We start from the raw sequence: 24,999 nt of genomic DNA on the forward strand, positions 1-24,999 counted from the left end.
GAGACGCGCTCGCTGCGTCTCTTTTTTTATGCCCCACTATCATTAAGTAATTATAGTATGCAAATAGTATTCATAAAATTATTTCTGAATAATATTTATACGGAAAATATTTATTCAGAAAATTACTGTATATATTAACAATCAATTATCTATGCCGACACTATAAGTAGAGATTCTATACATAAAGAAATGGGAGATGACCTATGTCGATTGGAAAGAAATTATACGGAGGATTCGCTGTCCTTTTAGTAGTCATTTTACTCTCCGCACTATATAGCTTCAGTCAGCTTGCGAAGATTGAAAAAGAGTACAATTTTTTGTTGGAACACCGCGTGTCCCAAACGGTTCTTGCAAAGAATATACAAACTGAAAGCGGCTTGGAAGGGGTATACATCCGTTCCTACTTGTTACTGGGTCGTCAAGATGATTTAGAAAAATTTGATGAGCACTACGAAAAAATCAATCAATATCTTGCAGGCATTAAGCAATTGGCCCGTTCCGAAAAAATGAAGAACCTAGTGAATGAGACAGAAGAGTTGAATACAAAGTTCTATACTATTTCCCAAGACGTCATTAAATTGAGAAAAGCGAATGACGTAGAAGCGGCAGTCCAGTTGATGGATTCAGAAATGCGTCCAATCAATGAAGGTATTCGAGAGAAATTGGAAGAGATGACAACTTACCAAAATGAACAATTGACCATAGGCAATAGTGCTGCACTCAAAACTGCCAAAAATGCAAAGTTGGGTTTACTTGGTGCGAGCTTCATTGCACTGGTTTTAGCTGGCATCATTTCAACAACCATCACACGCAGTATTTCAAAACCCGTCGTTCGGCTATCTAAAGCGGTATCTGTAGTCGCATCTGGTAACTTATCAGATGAGGACATTCAATTGAAATCCAAAGATGAACTGAACGATCTTGCGAATTCCTTCAATGAAATGAAACAAAGTCTTCGCACTCTAATTCGCGGAGTGAACGATAACGCGCTGCATCTGACAGCATCTGCAGAAGAGTTGTCTGCAAGTACGTATGAAGTATCCCAATCCTCTGAAGAGATGGCTAAATCGATCGACTCAGTTGCTCTAGGTGCAAAACTATCCGCATCTGCTGCGAGCGAAAGTTCGATTGCAATGGATGAAACAGCTGTAGGTGTCCAACGGATTGCGGGGTCAGCTGCCGAACTGAACGACAGCGCTGAAAAAACAAAGAATATCGCTACTGAGAGCGGTCAAACAATCGAAACAGCGAAGGAACAAATGGATATCATTTATCAGTCATCCAACCAGACGTCCGAGCTTATCAAACGATTGAGTCGACAGTCTGAAGAAATTGAAAGCATTACCAAAGTGATAACAGGTATTACTGAACAAACCAATTTGTTAGCACTCAATGCCGCCATTGAAGCAGCACGTGCTGGAGAGCATGGGAAAGGATTCGCTGTCGTTGCGGATGAAGTGCGCAAATTGGCGGAGGAATCGAAGAAGTCGGCGGGTCAGATTGTCGAGTTGACGATGGCCATCCAAACCGATACAAAGAACGTTGAACAATCCGTCACGGAGAGCATGGTAAATGTGGAGCAAGGTGTACACGTTATTGAAAACGCCGGCCTTACGTTCCTGGAGATAGTGAAAGCTGTTGAGATCATGTCCAGTCAAATTGCGGAGATTTCTGCAGCAACAGAGCAGATTTCTGCAAGTGCCGAAGAAGTTTCAGCATCTGTGAATGAAATTGCCGGTCAAGCAACCAGCGCCTCTGCCCAAACAGAACAGAACGCGTCCGCTATGGAAGAACAAATGGCAACAATCGAGGAAATCAATGCAGTGGCTCAAGACTTGAGCAATAAGGCGGTAGACTTACAAGAAATGATTCAGCAGTTTACTGTATAACAGAGAACTTGAGGTCCTTTTGTCCACAAATGTGGGCAAGAGGGCCTTTTCAATGCCTGTAAAGTTCCTCTATATCGGATACACCTGATCCTGGACGTTAAAGAATCAGCTGCCGAAACACGGAGGCAGCTGATTCTACGATAGGTATAGGAAGTACGAGTACGCCGCTTTCCTTGAATGGTTTGGCTATTGCGACACGTTAATGAAGGAAACAAAGTAAACTGCGTTTATCCACTTCACACTTGAGCAGGTTAATAAAATCAGAACTCAGTTCTAGTTCCATGGCTTTTACATAAGATAGGATGAGCAGATCATCGGGGAGCCTGTTCACAAGCACGACACCTTCTTCCAGCATTGTTTTATTCATTTTCCCCAATTCCGAGGAAAGCGGCTTGCTTCTAACTTATCAGATAAATAAAAAAAGAACAACCGTTCGATTATCCACATGGTTTAGTGGATAAAGTGTGGACAAGCTGTTCACAGGAACCTTCAAGACTGTTCAGACAAGGGTAAAAAGTGGAAAAGGTTATGCACAGCTGTGGAAAGTGCAAATTTTGTCGAAATGTTTTTGAAATTCTTGCACGCATTTGAGTGAAAAATTTTATTTAAAAAGTGCGATGTGCAATATATCGCGTAGTTGAGGCATTGTAAGCGTATACATTTTCACTATATATTCTAAATTGAAAAATAATTTGAAAAACACTGTTGACTCTTTATTTCTTTCGCTATATGATAGCAACAATCTACTTCAGCGAAAGGTGGTTTCAATTACCTGGCTGCTGAAAATATCGTCCACCCGTTGGTGCCATTGTGAGGAGTGAGATTCATTGAGAAGTGACATGATAAAGAAAGGTGTCGACCGTGCACCCCATCGAAGCCTGCTATATGCGACAGGCGTCCGTTCGAAAGATATGGAGAAACCGTTCATTGGGGTATGTAACTCATACATTGATATCATTCCCGGTCATATGCACTTGAACAAATTTGCGGAAGTCGTGAAAGAAGCGATACGTGAAGCTGGAGGCATTCCGTTCGAGTTCAATACAATTGGCGTCGATGACGGAATCGCGATGGGGCATATCGGCATGCGGTATTCATTGCCAAGTCGTGAACTCATTGCCGATTCCGCGGAAACGGTCATTAACGCGCACTGGTTTGACGGTGTATTCTACATCCCGAACTGTGACAAAATCACACCGGGAATGCTGATGGCAGCAGTTCGTACGAATGTCCCTTCCGTTTTCGTCTCAGGCGGACCGATGGAAGGAGGGACTTCTTCCGATGGGAAACCGTTATCCTTAGTATCCGTATTTGAAGGAGTCGGCTCTTACAAGCAAGGAACCATGACTGCTGAAGAGCTCCTCGATATCGAACAGAGCGCATGTCCTACTTGCGGAAGTTGTTCAGGAATGTTCACCGCCAATTCGATGAACTCGCTCATGGAAATGCTTGGCGTAACCGTCCCGGATAATGGCACGATCATTGCGACTTCCGATGAACGGCACCGGCTTATCAAAGAGGCTGCCCACCATCTCGTGCGAATGGTGAAAGAAGATATTAAACCAAGAGACATCATTACAAAAGAGACGATTGATGACGCATTTGCTCTCGATATGGCGATGGGAGGGTCAACGAATACCGTACTCCACACTCTCGCTATTGCACACGAAGCGGAAATCGAGTACGACGTCCGAGATATCAACGAAGTCGCCAAGCGGATTCCATACTTATCCAAAATCAGTCCTGCGTCCGATTATACAATGCACGATGTCCATCTGGCAGGTGGCGTCAGCGCCATTATAAAAGAACTGTGTGAAATTGAAGGAGCGGTCCATCCCGATCGGATGACCATCACCGGGAAGTCACTCTATGAAAATGTGAAAGACCGTCCTATCAAAAACGAGCAAGTGATCCGCAGAAAAGAGAATGCCTATAGTCCCGTCGGAGGGCTTTCCGTCCTTTTCGGAAATATAGCTCCCGATGGCGGCGTTATCAAAGTAGGTGCCGTCGATCCTTCCATCAAAGAGTTCAAAGGGGAAGCAATCGTCTTCGAATCCCAGGAAGCGGCTCAAGAAGGTATTGACGACGGTACTGTGCAAGCGGGCCATGTTGTGGTCATTCGTTATGAAGGTCCAAAGGGAGGACCTGGAATGCCGGAAATGCTCGCACCGACTGCAGCGATTGCAGGTCGGGGACTTGGAACCAAAGTCGCGCTCATCACCGATGGACGTTTCTCTGGAGCATCCCGAGGTATTTCCATCGGGCATATTTCCCCGGAAGCAGCTGAAGGCGGGCCGATCGCGCTTGTGGAAAATGGAGATATCATCGAAATCGACTTGACGAATCGAACCATCGAATTAGCAGTTGATGAAGCAGAGCTGGTTAGTCGGAAAAGTCGATTGAAACCATTTGAACCGAAGATTAAAAAAGGGTATCTTGCCCGTTATTCTAAATTAGTGACATCCGCCAGCACAGGCGGCGTTATGAAAATTTAATAGACGAACTCGATGATGAGGTAAAAGTGGTTGGAATCTTGCATTCCCAGAGAGCCGGTGGTGCTGAGAACCGGTAGTGCAGCCAACGCGATATCCCCTCGGAGTGAACAGCTGAACAAAGTAGGCTGTTTCGGGCAGATGTGCCCGTTATGGAAAAGGACGTGATTCATTCACGTCCATGAGGCGGTGAACGTTACCGCGAACAAGGGTGGTACCATGAAAGCTTTTTCATCCCTTGCGCAACTATTTTTGTGCGCGGGGAGAAAAGGCTTTTTATGTTGATGAAAATCGGATTTTCTTTAACGAAAGTACTAGATCGACGATGACAAGGAGAGATGCAGATGAGTACGGAATTACAGTTGAAAACGGCACCTGAAGCTAGTGTGCAAGATGCCGCTCCGGTGCGGCCAGCGAACGGATCGGATGTACTGATCAGGTCTTTGAAAGAACAGCAAGTTGAAATCATTTTCGGATATCCAGGCGGTGCAGTGCTCCCGATTTATGATGCGCTGTATCAAAATCCGATTCAACACATTCTAGCTCGCCACGAACAAGGAGCAATCCATGCTGCTGAAGGCTATGCACGAGTATCCGGGAATCCTGGCGTTGTCATTGCCACTTCAGGACCCGGTGCAACCAACCTGGTCACAGGGATTACAGACGCCATGATGGATTCCATCCCACTCGTTGTGTTTACCGGTCAGGTCGCAACTAGCGTCATTGGAACAGATGCTTTCCAGGAAGCGGATATTATCGGCATTACACAGCCGATTACGAAGCATAACTATCAAGTGACTCGTGTGGAAGACTTGCCTCGTATCATCAAAGAAGCATTCCATATTGCTTCTACTGGCAGGCCGGGTCCTGTAGTTGTCGATATTCCTAAAGATATGGCTACAGCATCGGCTGAAAACGTCCCGGACGCGCCAAGTGATCTCCATTTACCAGGTTATCAGCCGACGATTCATCCGAATTACCTGCAAATTCAAAAAACTATTGCGCTGCTCAAAGAAGCGAAGCAGCCGGTGATTTTAGCGGGAGCTGGCGTCTTACATGCAAAAGCGACTAAAGAACTGAAAGAATTCGCTGAAGTGAATCGGATCCCCATTGCTAACACGCTCCTCGGATTAGGCAGCATTCCTGGGGATCACGAACTCTTCCTGGGCATGGCGGGCATGCATGGTACGTACACTTCGAACATGGCAATCAGTGAATGTGATGTGCTGATCAACATCGGTGCAAGGTTCGACGATCGGTTGACAGGAAATCTCCAACGCTTCGCACAAAACGCTACGGTCGTCCATATCGATATCGATCCTGCAGAAATCGGAAAAAACGTTCCGACTGCAATTCCGATCGTGGCAGATGCAAAAGAGGCGCTGCTGGCGTTATTGAAACATCCAGCTTCCAAGCCGGATACGGAAGTCTGGTTAACGAAGCTCGAGAGTCTGACGAAAAACTTCCCTCTCTGGTACAAAGAAGATTCGGAGCATCTCCTGCCTCAACAGGCGCTCGAACTGATCCATAGAATTACGGAAGGAAATGCGATTGTGACGACGGACGTCGGACAGCACCAAATGTGGACCGCCCAGTACTACGCACTGAACCACGCGGATCGCTGGGTCACTTCCGGTGGGCTCGGAACAATGGGCTTCGGATTCCCGGCGGCCATCGGTGCTCAGCTCGCTAAACCGGATGCACGTGTTATTGCGATCGTCGGTGATGGCGGTTTCCAGATGACAGCCCAGGAATTATCGCTGCTTCAAGAATTACGGATTCCCGTGAAAGTAGTGATCTTGAACAATGAAGCATTAGGGATGGTAAGGCAGTGGCAGCAGACGTTTTTCGAAGAACGGTATTCACAGTCGCTGATCCCCATTCAACCGGACTTCGTAAAACTTGCAGAAGCCTATGATTTGAAAGGGTACCGCATCAGCAATGCTTCAGAAGCGGAAGCGGTATTTACAGAAGCCTTATTATCGGATGAACCCGTTCTGATCGACTGCCGGGTGAAACGTATGGAAAACGTCTATCCGATGGTTGCACCGGGGAAAGGGATTCAAGAAATGATTGGAGTGAGTGCGCCATGAAACGAGTCATCACCGTAACGGTCATCAACCAAAGCGGCGTGCTGAATCGAGTAACGGGGTTACTGATGAAACGCCAATTCAACATCGAAAGTATTACAGTCGGTCACACGGAACAGACGGGCATGTCGAAGATGACGTTCATCGTTCACGTCGAGGACGAACGCAAAATCGAGCAGCTCGTGAAACAGCTGCAAAAGCAGATCGATGTCATCAAGGTGAATGATATTACCGACAAGTCGATTGTGCTGAGGGAGCTGGCGTTAGTGAAGGTGACGTCCCCACCTCATGCAAGAGGGGAGATGAACAGTCTGGTCGAACCGTTCCGGGCGACTGTCGTCGATTCCGGAAAAACCATCGTGACGTATCAAGTGACGGGTGACCCGGAAAAGATCGATGCATTCATTGCTCTGCTTAAGCCATATGGCATCAAGGAGCTCACCCGAACAGGCACAGCAGCGTTTGTCCGGGAAGTCCAAAAAGCTCCGTCTCCATTGTTATCTATTTTGAAATGAATTGTTAGACAGTGTTGATTTGCGCTTCAGACGGACGCTTTCCGAGGGGCTTGATCTCAGCCGCTTCCCTCGCTTTGCTCAGTCCAGGGTCTTCGATCTTCGCTGATCCCTCCGGAGTCGCCGTCTTACGCTTCAATCAACGAATTATGTTAACGACGGGTCAACTTCTTGAGAAATGATTTGAAAAATAAAAAATAAAACCCACAAACCCTAGGAGGAATTCATTATGACAAACATGTATTATAACCAGGACATCAATGAGAAAGTATTGGACGGCAAGAAAATCGCGGTGATCGGGTACGGATCGCAAGGTCACGCACATGCACAAAACTTGAAAGACTCCGGTTTCGACGTGGTTGTAGGAATTCGTCCAGGGAAGTCATTCGATAAGGCGAAAGAGGATGGACTCGAGGTCACTACGGTTGCGGAAGCTGCGCAACAAGCAGACGTCATCATGGTATTGCTTCCGGATGAGCGCCAGAAGCAAGTGTATGAAGAGGAAATCGCACCTGCGCTGAAAGCAGGCAAGTCACTCGTATTCGCACACGGATTCAACATCCACTTCGGCCAGATCAAACCACCTGCAGACGTCGATGTGTTCCTCGTCGCACCAAAAGGTCCTGGACATCTCGTTCGTCGTACCTTTGAAGCAGGAGCGGGTGTTCCAGCATTGTTCGGAGTCTACCAAGATCCTTCAGGTACTGCGCGTGAAACGGCACTTGCATATGCGAAAGCGATCGGCTCGGCTCGGGGCGGTGTCCTTGAAACGTCTTTCGAGGAAGAGACCGTGACGGATCTGTTCGGGGAACAAGCGGTACTGTGCGGTGGATTGACGTCTCTCATCAAAGCAGGATTCGAAACTCTCGTAGAAGCTGGATATCAGCCGGAACTCGCGTATTTCGAAACACTCCACGAAACGAAGCTGATTGTGGACTTGATGTATGAAGGTGGTATGGCAGGCATGCGCTACTCGGTATCGGATACAGCAGAATGGGGCGATTTCGTTTCAGGACCGCGCGTCATCGATGCCGATACGAAAGCTCGCATGAAGTCGATTTTGGATGATATCCAATCCGGCAAGTTTGCAAAAGAATGGATCCAGGAAAACGAAGACGGCCGTCCTAACTTCAACCGGATCGAAAAAGAAGAAGCAGGACACCAGCTTGAAGAAGTCGGTGAAAAACTGCGTGCGATGATGCCGTTTGTTGCAAAAGGATTGAAAAAAGAGGAAGAGGTGACAGCGGGTGCGACGAATTGACTTTTTCGATACGACACTGAGGGATGGCGAACAGTCAGCAGGCATCAATTTGAATACAGCGGAAAAGCTTGAAATCGCACGCCAGCTGGAGCGACTTGGCGCAACGGTGATTGAAGCGGGCTTTCCCGCTTCATCCCCCGGCGATTTCGAAGCAGTGAACCGCATCGCAGCAACCGTAAGAAACTCTACAGTGACGGGCCTCGCCCGTGCTGTAAAGAGTGATATCGACACTTCGTGGGATGCGTTAAAAGGCGCAGAACAGCCTCACTTACACGTGTTCCTCGCAACATCACCCATTCACATGGAATATAAATTGAAAAAAACACCTGAAGAAGTTGTGGCTATCGCAGTGGAAGCTGTCAAATATGCCCGCTCAAAATTCCCGCTCGTACAATGGTCAGCTGAAGATGCGTTCCGATCAGATCCAGCGTTTCTCGTCCGGATTTTGAACGAAGTCATCGCAGCCGGAGCGACGACGGTCAACATTCCGGATACGGTCGGATACGCTTCACCGCAAGAGTACGGTGCACTTTTCCGCTTCTTGAAAGAAAATGTCCGTGGGATTGATCGAGTAAAACTATCTGCCCATTGCCATAACGATTTAGGGATGGCCGTTGCGAATTCCATCGCTGCAATCGAGAACGGTGCCGACCAAGTGGAAGGCACCATCAATGGGATCGGCGAACGGGCAGGCAATGCGGCACTTGAAGAGATCGCAGTCGCACTGCACATCCGGAAAGACTTCTACAAGCTGGAGACAGGCATCCATCTCAATGAAATCAAACGAACGAGCGAATTAGTCAGCCGGTTGACAGGTGTCATGATCCAGCCGAATAAGGCGGTTGTAGGTAAAAATGCTTTTGCACATGAATCGGGGATTCATCAAGATGGTATGTTGAAGAATCCGGAAACCTACGAAATTATTACTCCTGCGCTGATTGGTGCGAAAAAAGAGCCGCTAGCTCTCGGGAAACACTCGGGCCGTGCAGCGTTTAAAGATCGGGCTGTTACAATGGGATTCACATTGACTGAAGAGCAGCTGAACGAAGCGTTTGCAGAATTCAAAAAGTTAGCCGATAAGAAGAAAGAAATTACGGAAGATGATCTATTCGTACTCTTCACTAGGCAGCAGCTTGAACAGACAGAAACCCCTATATATGATCTGGAAAGTATTCAAGTGCAGTATGGAACGAATAATGTACCGACAGCAACTGTGACGAGTGTGACTCCTGAAGGAAAAACGATCAGCGTTGCCACGACGGGTGCCGGGTCGGTGGAAGCGATCTTCAATACTTTGGAGCTGCTTGTGAAAGGTGATGTGCACATTCTCGATTACCAAGTTTCTTCTATTGGTAAAGGACGGGATGCTCTTGGTCAGGCGGTTGTGAATTTGAATTTCAATGGGACGCAGCTGACAGGCAGAGGAATTGCACAAGACGTGTTGGAAGCATCTGCAAAAGCATATTTGAATGCGATCAATCGGCAATTGGTTCGTGAGTCATTGGAAGTGCAACGGGAACACGCAGTTGAAACAGTAAACTAACCTTACAAGGAGGAGACGACGATGGAAAAACGTATCGCAGTATTGCCCGGTGACGGGATTGGTCCAGAAGTAATCGGTTCTGCAGTGAAGGTGCTTGAAGTCATTGCTAGAAGATTTCATCATTCGTTCGACTTTGTCCATGGGACGATCGGTGGAGCGGCAGTGGACGCCTTCGGCACACCATTGCCGGATGAAACGATAGCCCTTTGCGAAAAGAGTGATGCGGTGCTGCTCGGCGCAGTCGGAGGTCCGAAGTGGGACCACAACCCTGCAGAGACACGCCCCGAAAAAGGATTGCTTGCCATCCGTAAGCACTTTGGATTGTTTGCAAACATTCGTCCTGTAAAGGCAGTACCTGCCATTCTCCATCGTTCCCCTCTGAAAGAGGACCTAGTGAAAGATGTGGATCTTATCATCGTCCGTGAACTGACAGGCGGTCTGTATTTCGGAGAACCTAGCTGGAAAACACAGGACGCTGCGGTCGATACACTTGTTTACACACGTAAGGAAATCGAGCGGATTGTACGATCTGCATTTGACATTGCACGAATGCGACGCAAAAAAGTGACATCTGTCGATAAAGCGAACGTCCTGCAGTCGAGTCGCCTATGGCGGGAAGTGGTTGAAGAAGTCCGTACCGGCTATCCCGATATCGAAGTCGAGCACCAGTTGGTCGATTCCGCTGCGATGAAGCTCATTACGAATCCAGCTGCTTTTGACGTCATCGTAACGGAGAATATGTTTGGAGATATCTTAAGTGACGAAGCATCCGTCATTACAGGATCCCTCGGACTCTTGCCTTCTGCAAGTGTTCGGGCGGATGGATTCGGGTTATACGAACCGGTCCATGGATCTGCGCCGGATGTTGCAGGAAAAGGGCTCGCAAATCCGGCTGCAGCCATGTTGTCGGCAGCGATGATGCTGCGTCAATCATTTGGAATGGAAGAAGAAGCGGCTGCAATCGAGCTAGCCATCCAGACGGTTTACGAAGAAGGTCATTGCACTGCGGATCTAGCAGGTCCTGGCGTACGTCCGATGACAACAGAGCAATGGGCAGCACGGGTTGCAGAGGAAGTGGATGTACAGTCAGTTTCGAACAGTATCATGTTTTCATATGTGTAACTAGTCAATCGCGGCTTTCGCATGCTGCCGCTCATGGAAAGGGGAATTGGTTATGGCAAAAACAATTATTGAAAAGGTTTGGGATCGTCATGTCGTGATGGAAGAAGTAGGGAAACCTGATTTACTTTACATCGACCTCCATCTCCTCCATGAAGTGACATCTCCGCAGGCGTTTGAAGGATTACGGCTTGCGGGACGGCAAGTGCGGCGTCCGGAACGATGTTACGCGACGATGGATCACAACGTACCGACTCGGAATATTGAAGTGGTCAGTGATCCGACTGCTCAAAAACAGATGACGACACTTGAGAAGAACTGTGAGGAATTCGGTATCGAACTAGCCCACATGACACATCCCGATCAAGGAATCGTCCATATCATCGGGCCTGAGTTAGGGCTCACACAGCCAGGCAGGACCATTGTTTGCGGCGACAGTCATACTTCTACACACGGTGCATTCGGTGCGATCGCATTCGGTATCGGTACAAGTGAAGTGGAACACGTTCTATCCACACAAACCCTTTGGCAAAACCGTCCTAAAACGATGGAAGTGAAGATTTCCGGGCATTTAGGAACAGGGGTTACTGCGAAGGACGTCATTCTCGCTGTCATTGCGAATTTCGGGATTGACGTGGGGACTGGACATATCATTGAATTCACGGGAGAAGCTATCCGAAACCTGTCAATGGAAGAGCGCATGACGATTTGTAATATGTCGATCGAAGCAGGAGCAAAAGCAGGGATGATCAGCCCCGATGAAACGACAGTTGAGTATTTAAGAGGCCGTCGTCATGTTCCTGAAGAGACAGCATTTGAAGTGGCAGCTGAAGACTGGCTGGCACTTGCGACAGACGAAGGTGCTGTGTATGACACGACGCTTACAATCGATGCATCTGACATAGAACCATACGTAACTTGGGGAACGAACCCAGCGATGGGAACGGGAATAAGCGGTCATGTCCCATATGCTGACGACTACTCCTCCTCATCTGACAAAGAAGCATTGAGAAAAGCGATTGCCTATATGGGGCTTGAAGAAGGCATGCCGCTATCGGATATCTCGATCCAACATGTATTCATCGGATCTTGTACAAATGCGCGTCTAAGCGACTTGCGTGCAGCGGCAGCAATTGTGGAAGGTCAACAAGTGCACCCGGACGTCACTGCAATTGTCGTTCCGGGATCACGTTCCGTTAAACGGCTTGCAGAAGAAGAGGGGCTGGATGAAGTGTTCAGAGCAGCTGGATTCGAATGGCGGGAATCCGGCTGCAGTATGTGCCTTGCGATGAATGATGACGTCGTTCCTGCCGGAGAGCGGTGTGCATCTACATCGAACCGGAACTTTGAAGGACGGCAAGGCGCTGGAGCGAGGACACATCTGGTCAGTCCGGCGATGGCGGCCGCCGCTGCGATTGCAGGGCGGTTTACGGATATTCGGAAAGTACCTGTGCTGCAGGACTGAAGGGAGGAGCATTCCATGGAACCGATCAATAGTGTCACAAGCGTCATGACCCCGCTGGACCGGAAAAATGTCGATACGGACCAGATCATTTCAAAAGAGTTCTTAAAGAGGATTGAACGGACAGGATTCGGCAAGTATCTGTTCTATCATTGGCGGTTCGATAGTGAAGGTAAAGCGGATACTGATTTTGTTCTTAACGATTCCAGATTTGAAGGTTCACAGATTTTAGTGGCGGATGAAAATTTCGGGTGCGGCTCTTCCCGTGAACACGCTCCGTGGGCCATTCTGGATTACGGATTCCGAGTGGTGATTGCACCAGGGTTTGCGGATATCTTCTATAGTAATTGTTTCAAGAATGGTATTTTACCGATTCGGCTGGCCCAACACGATATCGATTCCTTGCTTGCAGAAGGACAGAAGTCTCCGATCAGCCTCACTGTGAATTTGGAATTACAGACCGTAACACGTGAAGATACAGGCGTCACCCTTGCGTTCGAAATCGATCCATATTCACGTCAGATGTTGCTGAACGGTTGGGATGAAATCTCCCTTACGTTCCAATACGAAGACCAGATCGCTGCATATGAAGAACGTACGGCCCGTTGAAAAACGGGCTTTTTTGTAATGAAGGATTTCCGATGAACCGTGTCGAAATTTTGGATGCACAACAATCTGATTATTGGGGGAATTTGATTGAAGAATGAAGAGTTGTTACTCATACCCGGGCCTACGCCTGTCATCGACTCCATTTATGATGCATTAGGGGAGGAAACCCGTGCGCACACAGACCCGCGGTTTGTGAAACGATTCAAGACTGCGATCGAGCGCACAAAACGAATTCTGAATACCGATGGGGAAGTGTTCATCGTCGCAGGATCTGGGACACTTGCGATGGAAATGGCGCTCGTCAACACGATTGCACCTGGTGAACGCCTCTTGATCATCAGTCACGGGTATTTCGGGGATCGCTTCATTAAACTGGGGCAGGCATTCGGAATCCAGATCGATCTGCTGCAGGCGGAGTGGGGCAAGCAAGTCGAAGTGAAACATGTCAAAGAACATTTGGAGAAAAACAAATACAAAGCGGTTACGGTGACGCATGCAGATACGTCTACTGGAGTTCAAGCGAGCTTGGGGGAACTGATCCCTCTCATTAAACAGCATGGCGCCTTAGCGATTGTAGACGGCGTCTGTGCGACAACGGCCATGCCGGAAGATATGCAGCACAATTATGCAGGACCGGACACTGCAATCGATATTGTCCTGACAGGTTCTCAAAAAGCGATCGGTGTCCCTCCAGGTATTGGTATCGTTGCCTTCAGCCAAGCGGCATTAAAGGCGAGAAGTGAAATGGAATCGGTATCCGCTTACTATTGTGATATCCATAACTGGATTCCTGTCATGCATGACCCATCCAAATATTTCGCAACACCACCTGTCAATATGATCTATGCACTCGAAGAAGGCTTACGGATTGTCGAAGAAGAAGGGTTGAAACACCGGTTTGTACGCCATCAAGCTTATGGACGTGCCGTTCGTTCTGCTTTGCGTGTTTACGGCATGATTCCGCTCGCCGAAGAGAAAGACGCTGCGCCGACTTTAAGCTGTCTCTACTATCCGGAAGGAGTCGATGACGCCACGTTCCGTGCAGAGCTTGCTAAACAAGGTGTGATCCTATCCGGTGCTCTTGCTCATCTAGCTGGAAAAGCATTCAGAATTGGACATATGGGGAATACGACCCCGGAGATGCTGGAAACTGCAATCCGTAAAATCGGGGAGGCGTTGCAAAATAGCGGCCATGACGTCGTAGTTGAAGATGCAGTGTCGGTATTGCAAGCAACGTTGGGGGCGATATCTGTGAAGTGAGACCATCCGATTTGATAGGAACGTTTGAATCGATAAAGGCAATGTGGAAAAGTAAGTACGAGACGTATCGGATCCTGCAAGTGGACCCGATGCGTTTTTTGTGTTCCGGTTCATCCGGTGTAAAAAGATTCGTGACTATCGAAAAAAGAGAGCCACCTTTTAGTAGACTAGGCATCTTCCATTTCCAACGGGCCAACTAATCATATACTAGAGAACACAGTCTGAATTTGTATATGGAAAGTCTTCGGAATGACATGAATGGAGTGGGGAGATGAAGGAAGAAAAGGAGAGATTTGAACAAATCGACGGGAAGTTGTTTCCTGGACAAACGTACTCAGATGCCCTGCTGAAACCGCTGTTTGAACTGCAGAAACATCATTTGTTCTGCGCGATGCTAGCGGTGCATCGTGCCCATACGATCATGCTTGCGGAACAAAGCATCATTCAAGATGCGGAAGCTGAACAAATCTTGCAGGCAATCGAAGAAATATCGAACATGGATTCAGCAGCTTTCACTTATGATGCGGCTTATGAAGACCTGTTTTTCCTCTTGGAATCCAAACTCAGTGAAAAGATCGGTGACGAGTCAGCAGGCAATATGCACATCGGGAAAAGTCGGAATGACATGGGAGAAGCGATGTATCGGATCGTATTACGAGAACACTTGCAAGCTACAATCGGCTTGGCAAAAAAATTAGCAGCCACACTATTGAGTCAAGCGGAAGATCATGTTGAAACCATCATGCCCGCCCATACGCATACACAGCCCGCGCAGCCGACTACATTGGGCCATTATTTCGTAGCGATCTATGACGGGCTGTACCGCGACATCGAACGTCTGGAACGGGCAAGACGTACCGTCAATCAGTCTCCGATGGGCGCAGCTGCTATTACGACAACAGGTTTCCCGATTAGTCGTGAGCGCATGGTGAGTCTGCTCGATTTTGAAGGGTTGATCGAAAACTCATATGATGCGATCGGTGCAAGTGACTACTTGCTGGAGGCAGCACAAAGTCTAATCAGTCTGATGACGAACATCGGCCGGTGGGTGCAAGAGCTCTTGAGAATGGCCTCTAAAGAAGTGGGGTTATTGCGTGTTTCCGATGCATACGTTCAAATCAGCAGCATCATGCCGCAAAAACGAAATCCTGTTTCACTTGAACACTCGCGCTCCCTTGCATCGAGTGCTATTGCAGAAGGGCTTGCTGTCCTTCACATGATCCACAACACCCCTTACGGAGATATCAATGATACGGAAGATGATCTGCAGCCTCATTTGTACATGGGATTCGAGAAAGCGGATCGAGTGTTGAAGATGCTGAATGCTGTCATGATCACGATGGAGTTCAAAAAGGAACGGGCGTATCAGCAAGCGAGTGCGAATATGATTACAATTACCGAACTTGCAGATGTGTTAGCAAGAGACTTTGATATCCCGTTCCGTCAAGCTCACAGAAAAGCTGCTTTCGTTGCCAAAAACGCGGATGCACTTCAGAAAGAGCTAGTTGATATCCCGTTAGAGCTTGTAAACGAATGGTTAAAGGAGGTGTCTTTGTCTGAAGGAGACTGGCAGGCAATTATAGATCCTGGAGTATTCATCGAAAGAAGAAGCATCACGGGAGGACCGAATCCTGACACCGTTCGTGAAATGATTGCGAAGCGGAAGTACTGAGGGGTTGAATGGAAACAAAGAACTCTTAACAAACAGCTAGTTCAAGATGTTGAACTACACACAGATTAGCAAAAAACCACGCACGGTGACCTAATCGCGTGGTTTTTTCATGCTCTCATAATTTGATTAGGCATAACGGGAAGAATGGAAATTATAAAATGGTCGAAAAGTAGTGATTTATTTGAAAAAAACAGATATAATTGGACTAGTCATAACTATTCAGACGATTGGGTAAGTTCGTCGGTTCTGAAAAAAGAGAACAAATCGGGGTGGAATGGGTGAAACGTACAATTGCTGGGAAGTTACGGAATGGATTTGGGTTATTACTGGCGTTGCTAGTTGTTATTGGGGTGGCTAGCATTCTGTTACTTGTGAAATTGAATAGCGATTATCGGAATATGCTCGATGATGAAGTGCATAAAGTGGATATCGTAGACGAATTTGTTCTGAAGCAAGAACAAATGCAGAGTGAAATCCGAGGCTACATGCTCTATCAGGATAAGGCGTTGCTTGATAAGCGCCAAGAGAACTATGAGCGTTCTGAACAGCTCCTGAGCGAACTGGGGAAGATGATGAACGAGGCGACGATGAAAAAAGAATATGGAGCACTTGTCGATTCGAATGAAAAATCGATGACGCTTCAAAACAATATTGTCGATAACTTGGAACAAGGAAAAGATGATATCGCAAAATGGATGTCAGAAGCATCCAAAGACGTAGGAAATGTTGTCATGACACGTGCGGATCTCATAAAGGACAACCAGTATAAGGCACTCGAGAAAAAACAGAAAGAAGTGAACCGGATGATGGTGCAGCTGACGGTTATCATCGCTGCAATCATCGTTATCGGAGTCGTGGTGGGTATCGTGATTTCTCAGCGTATTAGCAGATCCATCACGAAACCTGTTGGGATCGTAACGGAAGGGCTGCACCAAATTGCAAATGGTGATTTTTCCATAGATCCGCTCGTCGTGCGCAGTAAAGACGAAGTCGGAGAAATGGCGAGTGCGTTCAATAAGATGGGCGCAGATGTAGCGAACATGATCCGCAAAATCAATGTCTCAGCGGAACAGTTGGCTATGCAATCGGAAGGGTTATCTGCAAGTTCGGAAGAAAGTTTAGCTTCATCGGAACTGATCGCAAGTACTGCAGAAAAACAACTCGAAGGCAGTGAGCGGCAGCAGCGGATCACAGACCAATCGACTCAATCCATGAATGAGCTGTCTTTAGGGGTTGGAGAGATTTCAGAAAGCAATGAGGACATGCTGCGTTCGGCAGAAGCGGTTACACAACTTGTTGGAAAAGGATCTGCATCGATGGATGAGGTCGTCGAAGAGATGAAGACCATTCGGGAAACGATCCGGGAAACGGCAGCGATCATGAAAGAGATGGCTGACCACTCTTCTGAAATCGAAAAAGTGACGGCCATCATTACAGGCATTGCTGAGCAAACAAACCTTTTGGCACTGAATGCAGCAATTGAAGCAGCCCGTGCAGGAGATGCAGGGAAAGGGTTCGCAGTTGTTGCAGATGAAGTCCGTAAACTCGCAGAGCAGTCCAAAACGTCTGCATCGGAGATTGGAACGATGGTCAGTGACATCCAAGTGTATTCGAAAAAAGCGACGAAATCGATTGAAACGGGCAACGAGAAAGTTGAAAACGGGATGAAAGCAACGGCTGAGTCCAACGCAGTATTCAAAGACATCCAACAGGCAGTGGGCGATGTATCCGCTAAGGTTGAAACGGTCTCTGCTGCAATTGAAGAGATCCAAGCGATGGCGGATGAAGTGACTCAAGGCGCACGCGAAGTGCAGAGCTTAAGCGGACAAGCAGCTGCTTCGGCAATGGAGACAAGCTCAGCCACCGAAGAGCAGCTGGCGGTCAGCCAAGAGATCAGCGCAAGCGCACAAAGCCTTACACGACTCGCTGATGAACTTCAGCAAGAGGTCAGCCGATTCCAAGTATAAGAGAAACTGACAAGCGCATTCCCCATAGAAATGGGGGATGCGCTTTTGCTAGGCGATTAAAGCCGAACAAAGTAAAGTTTTTCGGAATATAGGTTTAATAAAAGAAAAAACGTGGAAACCTCTATAGTAAGAGAGTTCCACGTTTTTCATATCATTTAAGGTTGTCCATAAAGCGTTGCATGTCTTGGATTTTAACTTTATCATCTACACCAAAGTTCCCATTCGTGTAACCGGATGTAACTTTGTTAGCGTACAATGCAGCAATCGCTTCTTCTGCATAGTAACCTTTTGGAACGTCCTTGAATGGTAAATCGATTTTCGTAGAGGAAGCAGTTGTAGCAGTCAAGTCAAAAGCATCTGTTAAGACCAGAGCCATCTGTGAGCGAGTCAACGCAGAATTCGGATCGAACTTACCACTGCTGTTTCCGTTAAAGATACCTGCTTCGGCAGCAGCCATGATTTCGTTATAATAAGGAGTTTTAGGTGTAATATCCGGGAAATCCGCTAGTTTGTGTGTTCTATGAAGACCTAATGATTTCACAACAACATTCGCAATTTCAGCGCGTGAAGCGTATGTCACTTTCGCAACTGGTTTTGAAGCAACAGCTGTTTCACCGAAAGAAGCAGGGCGTTTAGCGCCTACATAACGGCTTTTCCAGTAATAAGGATCATTAAGGGAAGAGATTGTGACGCCTTTACTCGTTGACGCGTGAATGAATTTGCTAGAACCTATGTAGATTCCAACATGTGAAACACCTTTACCGCCTGTGTTGAAGAATACGAGGTCGCCAGTAGTCAATTTGCTTTTCGAAACTGATTTACCTTGTTGGTATTGTTGACCTGTTGTACGTGGAAGTGAAGATCCGCTCTTTTTGTATACGAGTTGAGTATACGCAGAACAATCGATACCGGTTTTAAGGCTTGTCCCGCCATATCGATAAGGTGTTCCTATGTAATTTTTAGCTGTATTTACCAAGTTAGTTGCAGAAAGTGTTGCAGCAGAAGCCATAGACGGTACGGACGTTGAAATTACTAAACTGGCGATTCCTAATGCCAAAAGACGTTTCAGTTTCATAAGTTTCTCAGTTTCCCCTTTCGCACCGTATCAAGGACAGTGTCTTTATCTGTGATTATCTTAGCACAGGCTAAACCTGATTTCGGTTACAGTTATATTACAATGGTGTTACAAATGGTCGGTTGCTGTATAAAAGGTTGATATAACGCGGTTTGTCGGATGATGATTCCGATGAAAGCGTTTTTATTTTTGCGCTAAATGGCTGTTCAGCGTGAAAAAAAGACGAAAATGCTGTATCTTTGTAACCAAACAAATTGAAATGCCGGAAAATGACATTATGAATCTGGCAGAATGGGGCGGACATGAAAAAAATTGTAGTATTCAGCAATATGTATCCATCTGCGGAACATCCTACATACGGTATTTTTGTTGAAAACCAAGTTGAATTATTGAAAGCTTCTGGTGTAGCGATGGATATTAAGGTGATTGATAATCCGAAAGCAGGTAAACTGCACGCTCTTTTGAAATACGGAAAGTGGTTTGCCGGTTCCTTCTTTTATCTGATGGGGAACCGGAAAAATTTAACCATGACCCATGCTCACTATGCCTTTCCTACAGGTTATATTTCATTGATTGGAAAGCGCCTGTTTAACCTTCCGTATGTTGTCACGATCCATGGTGGGGATATTGACAAAATGCCGAAAAAAAGCGCGCGGATTGCTAAACTGACCCGTACCATTTTGCAGGAAGCATCTCACGTCATTACCGTTGGGGAACGTTTGAAACAAGAAGTCGTGACAAACTTCGGCGTATCTGAAGTGAAAGTTTCCGTGATGAGCATGGGGGTGGACCGGACCGTGTTTCACCCGTTGCCGAAAGCTGAAGTCCGCAATGAGCTTGGATTGCGTGAAAAAGAACCGGTGATCTTGTTCATCGGTAATTTGATCCGTGAAAAAGGGATTCTGGAGTTAGTGCAGGCATTCGTAACTGTAAAGAGTCAGTTGCCCGATGCATCACTACGTTTAGTAGGTTCCGCGAAGTCCGCAGCTTTTGTGGAAGAGGTCAAGGAATACATCACAACCCATCAAATAGAAGGAATCCACTTCGAAGGGACAAAAAGCCAGAAGGAACTAGCGAAGTGGCTTGCAGCCGCAGATGTCCTTTCACTCCCTTCCTATCATGAAGGTTTTGGACTTGTCGCGCTGGAAGCTATGGCCGCAGGTTCACCTGTTGTTGCATCGGACGTTGGCGGACTGTCCTATTTGTTAGCGGATGGAGCGGGTATTTTAGTTCCAGCACGCGAAGTGGAAGGTCTTGCACAAGGCTTGTTTCAAGCACTTTCCGGTGATGGTGCGATAAATGTCGCAAAGCGGGAAGAAATAGTACATGAACATTCCTACGAGATGATCTTGGAGAAATTGCTGAAGATATATGGGGAAGTCGAACGTACACGATAAAAAGGGGGAAAAGGGAATGGCTGTCACACAACAAATAAGGAATTGGTTTGAACATTTCCATGCGAATCCGGAAGTCAGTTGGAAAGAACATGAAACGACTAAGGAAATCGCCCGTATTCTAACTGAAATGGACGTTCCATTCAAAACGTTTGAAGATGTCACCGGTGCAGTTGCGGAAATCGGAAAAGGAGACACTGTCATAGCTGTACGGGCAGATATCGATGCGTTGTGGCAAGAAGTGGATGGGGTGTATCAAGCGAATCACTCCTGCGGACATGACGGTCACATGGCAATGGTGCTTGGGGCGCTTGCTTATTTGAAGGAAGAGGATCTTGGATGCAGAATCCGTTTCATCTTCCAACCTGCCGAAGAAAAAGGGAATGGATCGAATGCAATGATTGACCGTGGGGCAGTCGATGATGTGAGTTATCTATTCGGCATCCATCTGAGACCACAGGAAGAGCTTCCGCTAGGGAAGGCATCAGCAGCGATCCGTCATGGTGCCGCATATTTTGTAAAAGGGACGATTCGCGGAGTCGATGCCCATGGAGCGCGTCCTCATCAAGGCGTCAATGCAATCGATCCATTACTGGCCATCGGACAATTCTTGAAGACGGTGCAATTTTCACCATACGAAGCCTATTCCGTGAAATTGACGAACATTCAAGCTGGCGGAGACAGTCTCAACATCATCCCAGGCACAGCGAAATTCGGATTGGACATGCGTGCTCAGTCCAACGATGTGCTGCAGCTATTGAAAAAAAGGATCGACACAGGCATTCAACAGATTGCAGAACTTTACACTACTAAAATCGATTTGGAATGGGCAGACTATACACCGGCAGCGGAAGTGTCGGAGGAAGCTGCTTCCATCGCTCGGGAAGGTATTTTCGACGTGCTCGGTCAAAAAGGTCTTGCTGGAGACGTTGTCACATCAGGGAGCGATGATTTTCACTTCTATACCATACGCAATCCGAATCTGAAAGCGACTATGATTGGGCTCGGTGCCGATTTAGGGCCAGGCTTGCATCATCCAGCGATGAAATTCAATCGGGATGCACTTGTCACCGGCGCTGAAATCCTGGCAGAAACACTGAAACGGGCTAGTTTCCAAGCATAATTGTGTGCCGGGAATTTGAGGAATTTTAAGTGCAGTCAGTGCGTGAGAGTTGTTATTTATTTGAAGAATTGAAATATCCGTAGCGGAGAGCCGTTTGTTGCATTGAAGAAAATATAGGAGTACTATTTAGATGTTAAAACTAATTGAACATATAAAAAGGAGCGGTTTAAATGGGTAGAATGCAGGATAAAGTAGCATTTATTACAGGTGGAGCTTCAGGCATGGGCGAAATGATGGTTAAATTGTTCACAGCAGAAGGCGCTAAAGTCATTGCTGCAGACATTAATACAGATGCTCTTAAAGTGAAATGGGACGGCGTTGAAAATGTCGATTACGTAAAATTGAACGTTACAGATGCTGACAACTGGGCAGAAGCTGTAAAATCAGCTGCTGACAAGTTCGGCAAACTTGACATTCTTATCAACTGTGCTGGTATCTCTACTGAAAAAGGCATGGACGATATTACACTCGCTGACTGGCAGCGCCTGCACGACATCAACGGATTCGGTACATTCGCTGGTATGCGCGCAGTCGTTCCTTACATGAAGGAAGCTGGAGAAGGTTCAATCGTCAACATTTCTTCATATACAGCTCTAGTTGGTATGGGCTACAACCCATATTCAGCATCTAAAGGTTCAGTCCGTGCGATCTCTCGTGCAGCTGCAGCTGAGTTCGGTAAAGACGGAATCCGTGTAAACACAGTATTCCCAGGCGTTATCCAAACTCCGATGGTAGCGAACCTTGAGGCTTCAAAAGCAGCGCTTGAAGGCCTTATCAAAATGACACCACTTGCTCGTCTTGGTCAGCCTGAAGACGTAGGTAACGCAGTTATGTTCCTTGCTTCTGATGAAGCTTCTTACATCACAGGCGCTGAACTCGTCATCGATGGCGGATTCTCAGCACGTTAATGGACGAATGCATAAGAAAGACGTCAACTCATTTATGAGGGGCGTCTTTTTCATTTCTAATTGAGCGATATACGGTGCTTCTCAAAGTACGCTGTTCTCAATGAGTGAACGAGAGAAACGGGAAGATGCAGGGTTATAAACGATATTGCGTCAAAATGTTTTCCAGTTTTAACGCGAGGCCGAGGCTGCCTTTGACTTTCAGTTTCCCCACCATGAACGCAATCGTTGTGTTCAGCGTTCCGCCAATCAGTTTGTAGAAATCTTCGACCTTCATTGTCAGTGTACAATCCGCCTCCGCTGTCTCTTGCTCACTCACGCTTGCCTGATTGTCGGCAAATACCAATACAAAGTTCTCTGTTCTGTCCCCAGACAAATTAAACCCATAACTTACATTCAATCCTTGTATAGGTGCGGAATCCTCGTTCAGCCGCCGCTCAATTTCGTTCCATACCCCTCTAAGGTCCTTTTCGTGTTCAATCGCCAAATTCACAACCTCCTTAAAATGACTAGTGCTTCATTAGTAGTATAGCAAATTGGTGAATCTTAATATACAGAGTTTACTGAATGTTGTAGAGGGGAATCTCTAGGAGTGTCGAATTAAATGGTATTATGAAGATAGTACTCGGATGAATGATTCTAGCACATACTGGCCGACATAAAGATTACCAGATTTCCCTTTTAAGGAGGTGCTTGAGCATGGATCGATCGAAGGAAGAACTTGCGGAAATCTTATCGAGAATGCAGGAACAGCAGCAGAATTTGTTTAAACAAGCAAAGCACTTGGACCTTACTCCAGAGTCCATGAAAGACGTTTTGTACGAACTCTGTGAAAATATAGCCATGATCATGAAGGCGGACCGCGTGAGTATTTGGTTGTTCAATGAAGATCAAACGAAACTTACGGAGCATTTGACGTATGCCGCGGAATCAGTAGCGATTCCCAGCGTTCGCCAGCTTGACGCAACAGAAGCAAAGCTCTATTTTAAGGCGATTGGGGAAAGCCGTATCAATTCAGTGGAAGACATTGCTTCAAATGAGGCACTTGAATCATTTCCTATCAGTTATTTCAACGAAACCCCGATTACATCGTTACTCGAAGCCTCTATTATTATGAGTCGGGGAATTGGCGGTCTTCTGTGTTGCGAAACTGTGGAAAGTCGTGTTTGGTCGAAATTGGACGAAGTATTTATCGCTGCTAGTGCAGACATGTTGTCCTTTGTATTCGATCGTTTGAATAGATTGGAAATGGAAAACCGCGTTCACGAGTTAGCTTACACGGATACAGTGACGGGTATCGACAATGAAAATGCATTCATTGAAAAAGTGAATGACAAGATCCGTAAAACGGAAAGTGGGCTTTGTGGCACATTTATATATATGAAGATTGATCAGTTCATTTCCATTCAGAGTGTGCTTGGCCCTGAAGGAACCAAGAGTTCTTTGAAAGTGATTGCCAATCGGCTGCGTTCGCTTTTCCCGGATGGTTCGACCTTTGCGAGAATCGCTTTTGACCATTTCATCATTTACTCTGAATATCAGGGAGATCGGGAAGATGATGAAAGCGCCATGGGGCACATTCTTTCTGAGTTACGCAAGCCGATGATGATCAAAGACCAGGAGTTGTTTTTGTCCTTCAGTTATGGAGTCTCCTTATATCCGGAGCATGTGAAAGATGCATACGAAGGGATTCACGCGGCCAAAATTGCACTGGACTCCTCTCATAAAGCAGGGAACCGGAAAACCCGTGCAGTGTACGATCCATTAATGTTTGAACAATGGGAAGAGGAAATGCATTCGGAGATGAATTTAGGTAAAGGATTGGACATGAATGAGTTCCGGCTATTTTATCAACCGCAAGTGGAAAGTCTGACGCACAAAGTGACGGGGGTCGAAGCACTGATCCGATGGCAGCACCCTGAAAAAGGGTTGCTGTCTCCAGCTGCATTCATCAATATTGCTGAAACGACTGGACTTATAAATCAAATTGGAGAATGGGTCGTATGTCAAGCGTGCCATCAGTTGAAAAGATGGAAACAGATCGGGCTGGGGGCATTGACGATTTCAGTCAACATTTCCCCAAGACACTTCCTTCATAATCACTTTCCTGTGTTCTTGGAGGAATGCATGCGTAAATATGAGGTGAATCCTAAAAAACTGATTATCGAAATTACGGAGAATGTAGCGATTGAAGATTCGGATCTAGTGGAAATCCAAATCAAAAAAGTGCAGGAAATGGGTTTCCCGATTTCAATTGATGATTTTGGAACAGGATACTCCGCATTCATATACTTACAGCGTTTCTCGATACAGGAAGTTAAAATTGACCGTCAGTTTGTTGCCAACATGGAGACCGACCTCAAAAGCCGTGCGATTGTCCGTGCGATTTTGACCCTGGCGAAGAGCTTGCATCTGCACACGGTGGCAGAAGGCGTTGAAACGGAAGGTCAGTTGAAGTGGCTGGAAGAGTTAGGCTGTTTTGAAATTCAAGGCTACTATTTCAGTAAACCGCTGCCAATCGAAGAATTGGATAGTTGGCTGCTTGCATCACCGAGATTTCCATTTTTATATCTGCCCAGACAGACTGTTGAAAAAGAGAAAACATCCGGAACGTAAGCAAAGCCGC

The 24,999-nt window shown here is 46.7% G+C and carries 19 protein-coding genes and 1 other annotated feature; of the genes, 16 read left to right on the forward strand and 3 right to left on the reverse strand.

Annotated features, from left to right (window positions below; genetic code table 11):
- The first annotated feature begins 203 nt into the window (after window positions 1-203).
- Window positions 204-1,889, forward strand: coding sequence for a methyl-accepting chemotaxis protein (locus tag ABE021_RS09360; RefSeq protein ID WP_430288245.1), 1,686 nt, complete (start codon window positions 204-206; stop codon window positions 1,887-1,889).
- 199 nt (window positions 1,890-2,088) lie between these two features.
- Here ABE021_RS09360 and sda read toward each other — a convergent pair whose 3' ends face one another.
- Entirely contained in the window at window positions 2,089-2,256 is a 168-nt protein-coding gene (gene sda / locus ABE021_RS09365; protein ID WP_430288247.1) for a sporulation histidine kinase inhibitor Sda, read from the reverse strand.
- 460 nt (window positions 2,257-2,716) lie between these two features.
- Here sda and ilvD point away from each other — a divergent pair, with 460 nt between their 5' ends.
- The 11 genes from ilvD (at window position 2,717) to ABE021_RS09420 (ending at window position 17,876) form a co-directional block, all read left to right on the forward strand.
- Window positions 2,717-4,384, forward strand: coding sequence for a dihydroxy-acid dehydratase (ilvD, locus tag ABE021_RS09370; RefSeq protein WP_430288249.1), 1,668 nt, complete (start codon window positions 2,717-2,719; stop codon window positions 4,382-4,384).
- 3 nt (window positions 4,385-4,387) lie between these two features.
- Window positions 4,388-4,623 (forward strand) — a binding site (T-box leader).
- A 102-nt stretch (window positions 4,624-4,725) separates the two neighbouring features.
- Window positions 4,726-6,474, forward strand: coding sequence for an acetolactate synthase large subunit (gene ilvB, locus ABE021_RS09375; protein WP_430288250.1), 1,749 nt, complete (start codon window positions 4,726-4,728; stop codon window positions 6,472-6,474).
- Window positions 6,471-6,986, forward strand: coding sequence for an acetolactate synthase small subunit (gene ilvN / locus ABE021_RS09380; RefSeq protein ID WP_430288252.1), 516 nt, complete (start codon window positions 6,471-6,473; stop codon window positions 6,984-6,986). Before ilvB ends, ilvN begins: the two co-directional genes overlap by 4 nt.
- A 226-nt stretch (window positions 6,987-7,212) precedes the next feature.
- Window positions 7,213-8,244 (forward strand): ketol-acid reductoisomerase, encoded by a 1,032-nt coding sequence (gene ilvC / locus ABE021_RS09385; protein ID WP_430288254.1) that lies wholly within the window; start codon window positions 7,213-7,215, stop codon window positions 8,242-8,244.
- A complete protein-coding gene (locus ABE021_RS09390; RefSeq protein WP_430288256.1) occupies window positions 8,231-9,787 on the forward strand; it encodes a 2-isopropylmalate synthase in 1,557 nt (518 codons plus the stop codon). Before ilvC ends, ABE021_RS09390 begins: the two co-directional genes overlap by 14 nt.
- Before the next feature lie 21 nt (window positions 9,788-9,808).
- The gene (leuB, locus tag ABE021_RS09395) at window positions 9,809-10,909 is read left to right on the forward strand and encodes a 3-isopropylmalate dehydrogenase (protein WP_430288258.1); all 1,101 of its coding nucleotides are present in this window, start codon (window positions 9,809-9,811) and stop codon (window positions 10,907-10,909) included.
- A gap of 52 nt (window positions 10,910-10,961) precedes the next feature.
- A complete protein-coding gene (gene leuC, locus ABE021_RS09400) occupies window positions 10,962-12,371 on the forward strand; it encodes a 3-isopropylmalate dehydratase large subunit (RefSeq protein WP_430288260.1) in 1,410 nt (469 codons plus the stop codon).
- Window positions 12,372-12,386: 15 nt separating this feature from the next.
- Entirely contained in the window at window positions 12,387-12,977 is a 591-nt protein-coding gene (leuD, locus tag ABE021_RS09405; RefSeq protein WP_430288261.1) for a 3-isopropylmalate dehydratase small subunit, read from the forward strand.
- Between the two features lie 87 nt (window positions 12,978-13,064).
- A complete protein-coding gene (locus ABE021_RS09410; RefSeq protein ID WP_430288262.1) occupies window positions 13,065-14,237 on the forward strand; it encodes a pyridoxal-phosphate-dependent aminotransferase family protein in 1,173 nt (390 codons plus the stop codon).
- Between the two features lie 271 nt (window positions 14,238-14,508).
- Complete coding sequence (argH, locus tag ABE021_RS09415; RefSeq protein WP_430288263.1) at window positions 14,509-15,909, forward strand: argininosuccinate lyase; 1,401 nt, start codon at window positions 14,509-14,511, stop codon at window positions 15,907-15,909.
- A gap of 278 nt (window positions 15,910-16,187) precedes the next feature.
- Window positions 16,188-17,876, forward strand: a complete 1,689-nt coding sequence (locus ABE021_RS09420) for a methyl-accepting chemotaxis protein (protein WP_430288264.1) — start codon at window positions 16,188-16,190, stop codon at window positions 17,874-17,876.
- A gap of 151 nt (window positions 17,877-18,027) precedes the next feature.
- Here the strand turns inward: ABE021_RS09420 and ABE021_RS09425 are convergent, their stop codons facing one another.
- The gene (locus ABE021_RS09425) at window positions 18,028-18,951 is read right to left on the reverse strand and encodes an NlpC/P60 family protein (RefSeq protein WP_430288266.1); all 924 of its coding nucleotides are present in this window, start codon (window positions 18,949-18,951) and stop codon (window positions 18,028-18,030) included.
- A 302-nt stretch (window positions 18,952-19,253) separates the two neighbouring features.
- Between ABE021_RS09425 and ABE021_RS09430 the strand changes: the two genes are divergently transcribed.
- The 3 genes from ABE021_RS09430 (at window position 19,254) to ABE021_RS09440 (ending at window position 22,376) form a co-directional block, all read left to right on the forward strand.
- Window positions 19,254-20,348 carry a glycosyltransferase gene (locus ABE021_RS09430; RefSeq protein ID WP_430288268.1) on the forward strand — a complete coding sequence of 365 codons (1,095 nt, stop codon included), beginning with the start codon at window positions 19,254-19,256 and terminating at the stop codon, window positions 20,346-20,348.
- A gap of 16 nt (window positions 20,349-20,364) precedes the next feature.
- On the forward strand, window positions 20,365-21,468 hold the full coding sequence (locus ABE021_RS09435) for an amidohydrolase (RefSeq protein ID WP_430288269.1): 1,104 nt from the start codon (window positions 20,365-20,367) through the stop codon (window positions 21,466-21,468).
- Between the two features lie 170 nt (window positions 21,469-21,638).
- A complete protein-coding gene (locus ABE021_RS09440) occupies window positions 21,639-22,376 on the forward strand; it encodes an SDR family NAD(P)-dependent oxidoreductase (protein WP_430288271.1) in 738 nt (245 codons plus the stop codon).
- 133 nt (window positions 22,377-22,509) lie between these two features.
- Here ABE021_RS09440 and ABE021_RS09445 read toward each other — a convergent pair whose 3' ends face one another.
- Window positions 22,510-22,860 (reverse strand): SCP2 sterol-binding domain-containing protein, encoded by a 351-nt coding sequence (locus tag ABE021_RS09445; RefSeq protein ID WP_430288272.1) that lies wholly within the window; start codon window positions 22,858-22,860, stop codon window positions 22,510-22,512.
- A gap of 212 nt (window positions 22,861-23,072) precedes the next feature.
- Between ABE021_RS09445 and ABE021_RS09450 the strand changes: the two genes are divergently transcribed.
- Window positions 23,073-24,989 (forward strand): sensor domain-containing phosphodiesterase, encoded by a 1,917-nt coding sequence (locus ABE021_RS09450; RefSeq protein ID WP_430288273.1) that lies wholly within the window; start codon window positions 23,073-23,075, stop codon window positions 24,987-24,989.
- Window positions 24,990-24,999 lie beyond the last annotated feature (10 nt).

It is taken from the genome of Sporosarcina gallistercoris, from assembly GCF_050459885.1.
In the GTDB taxonomy this organism is placed as follows: domain Bacteria; phylum Bacillota; class Bacilli; order Bacillales_A; family Planococcaceae; genus Sporosarcina; species Sporosarcina gallistercoris_A.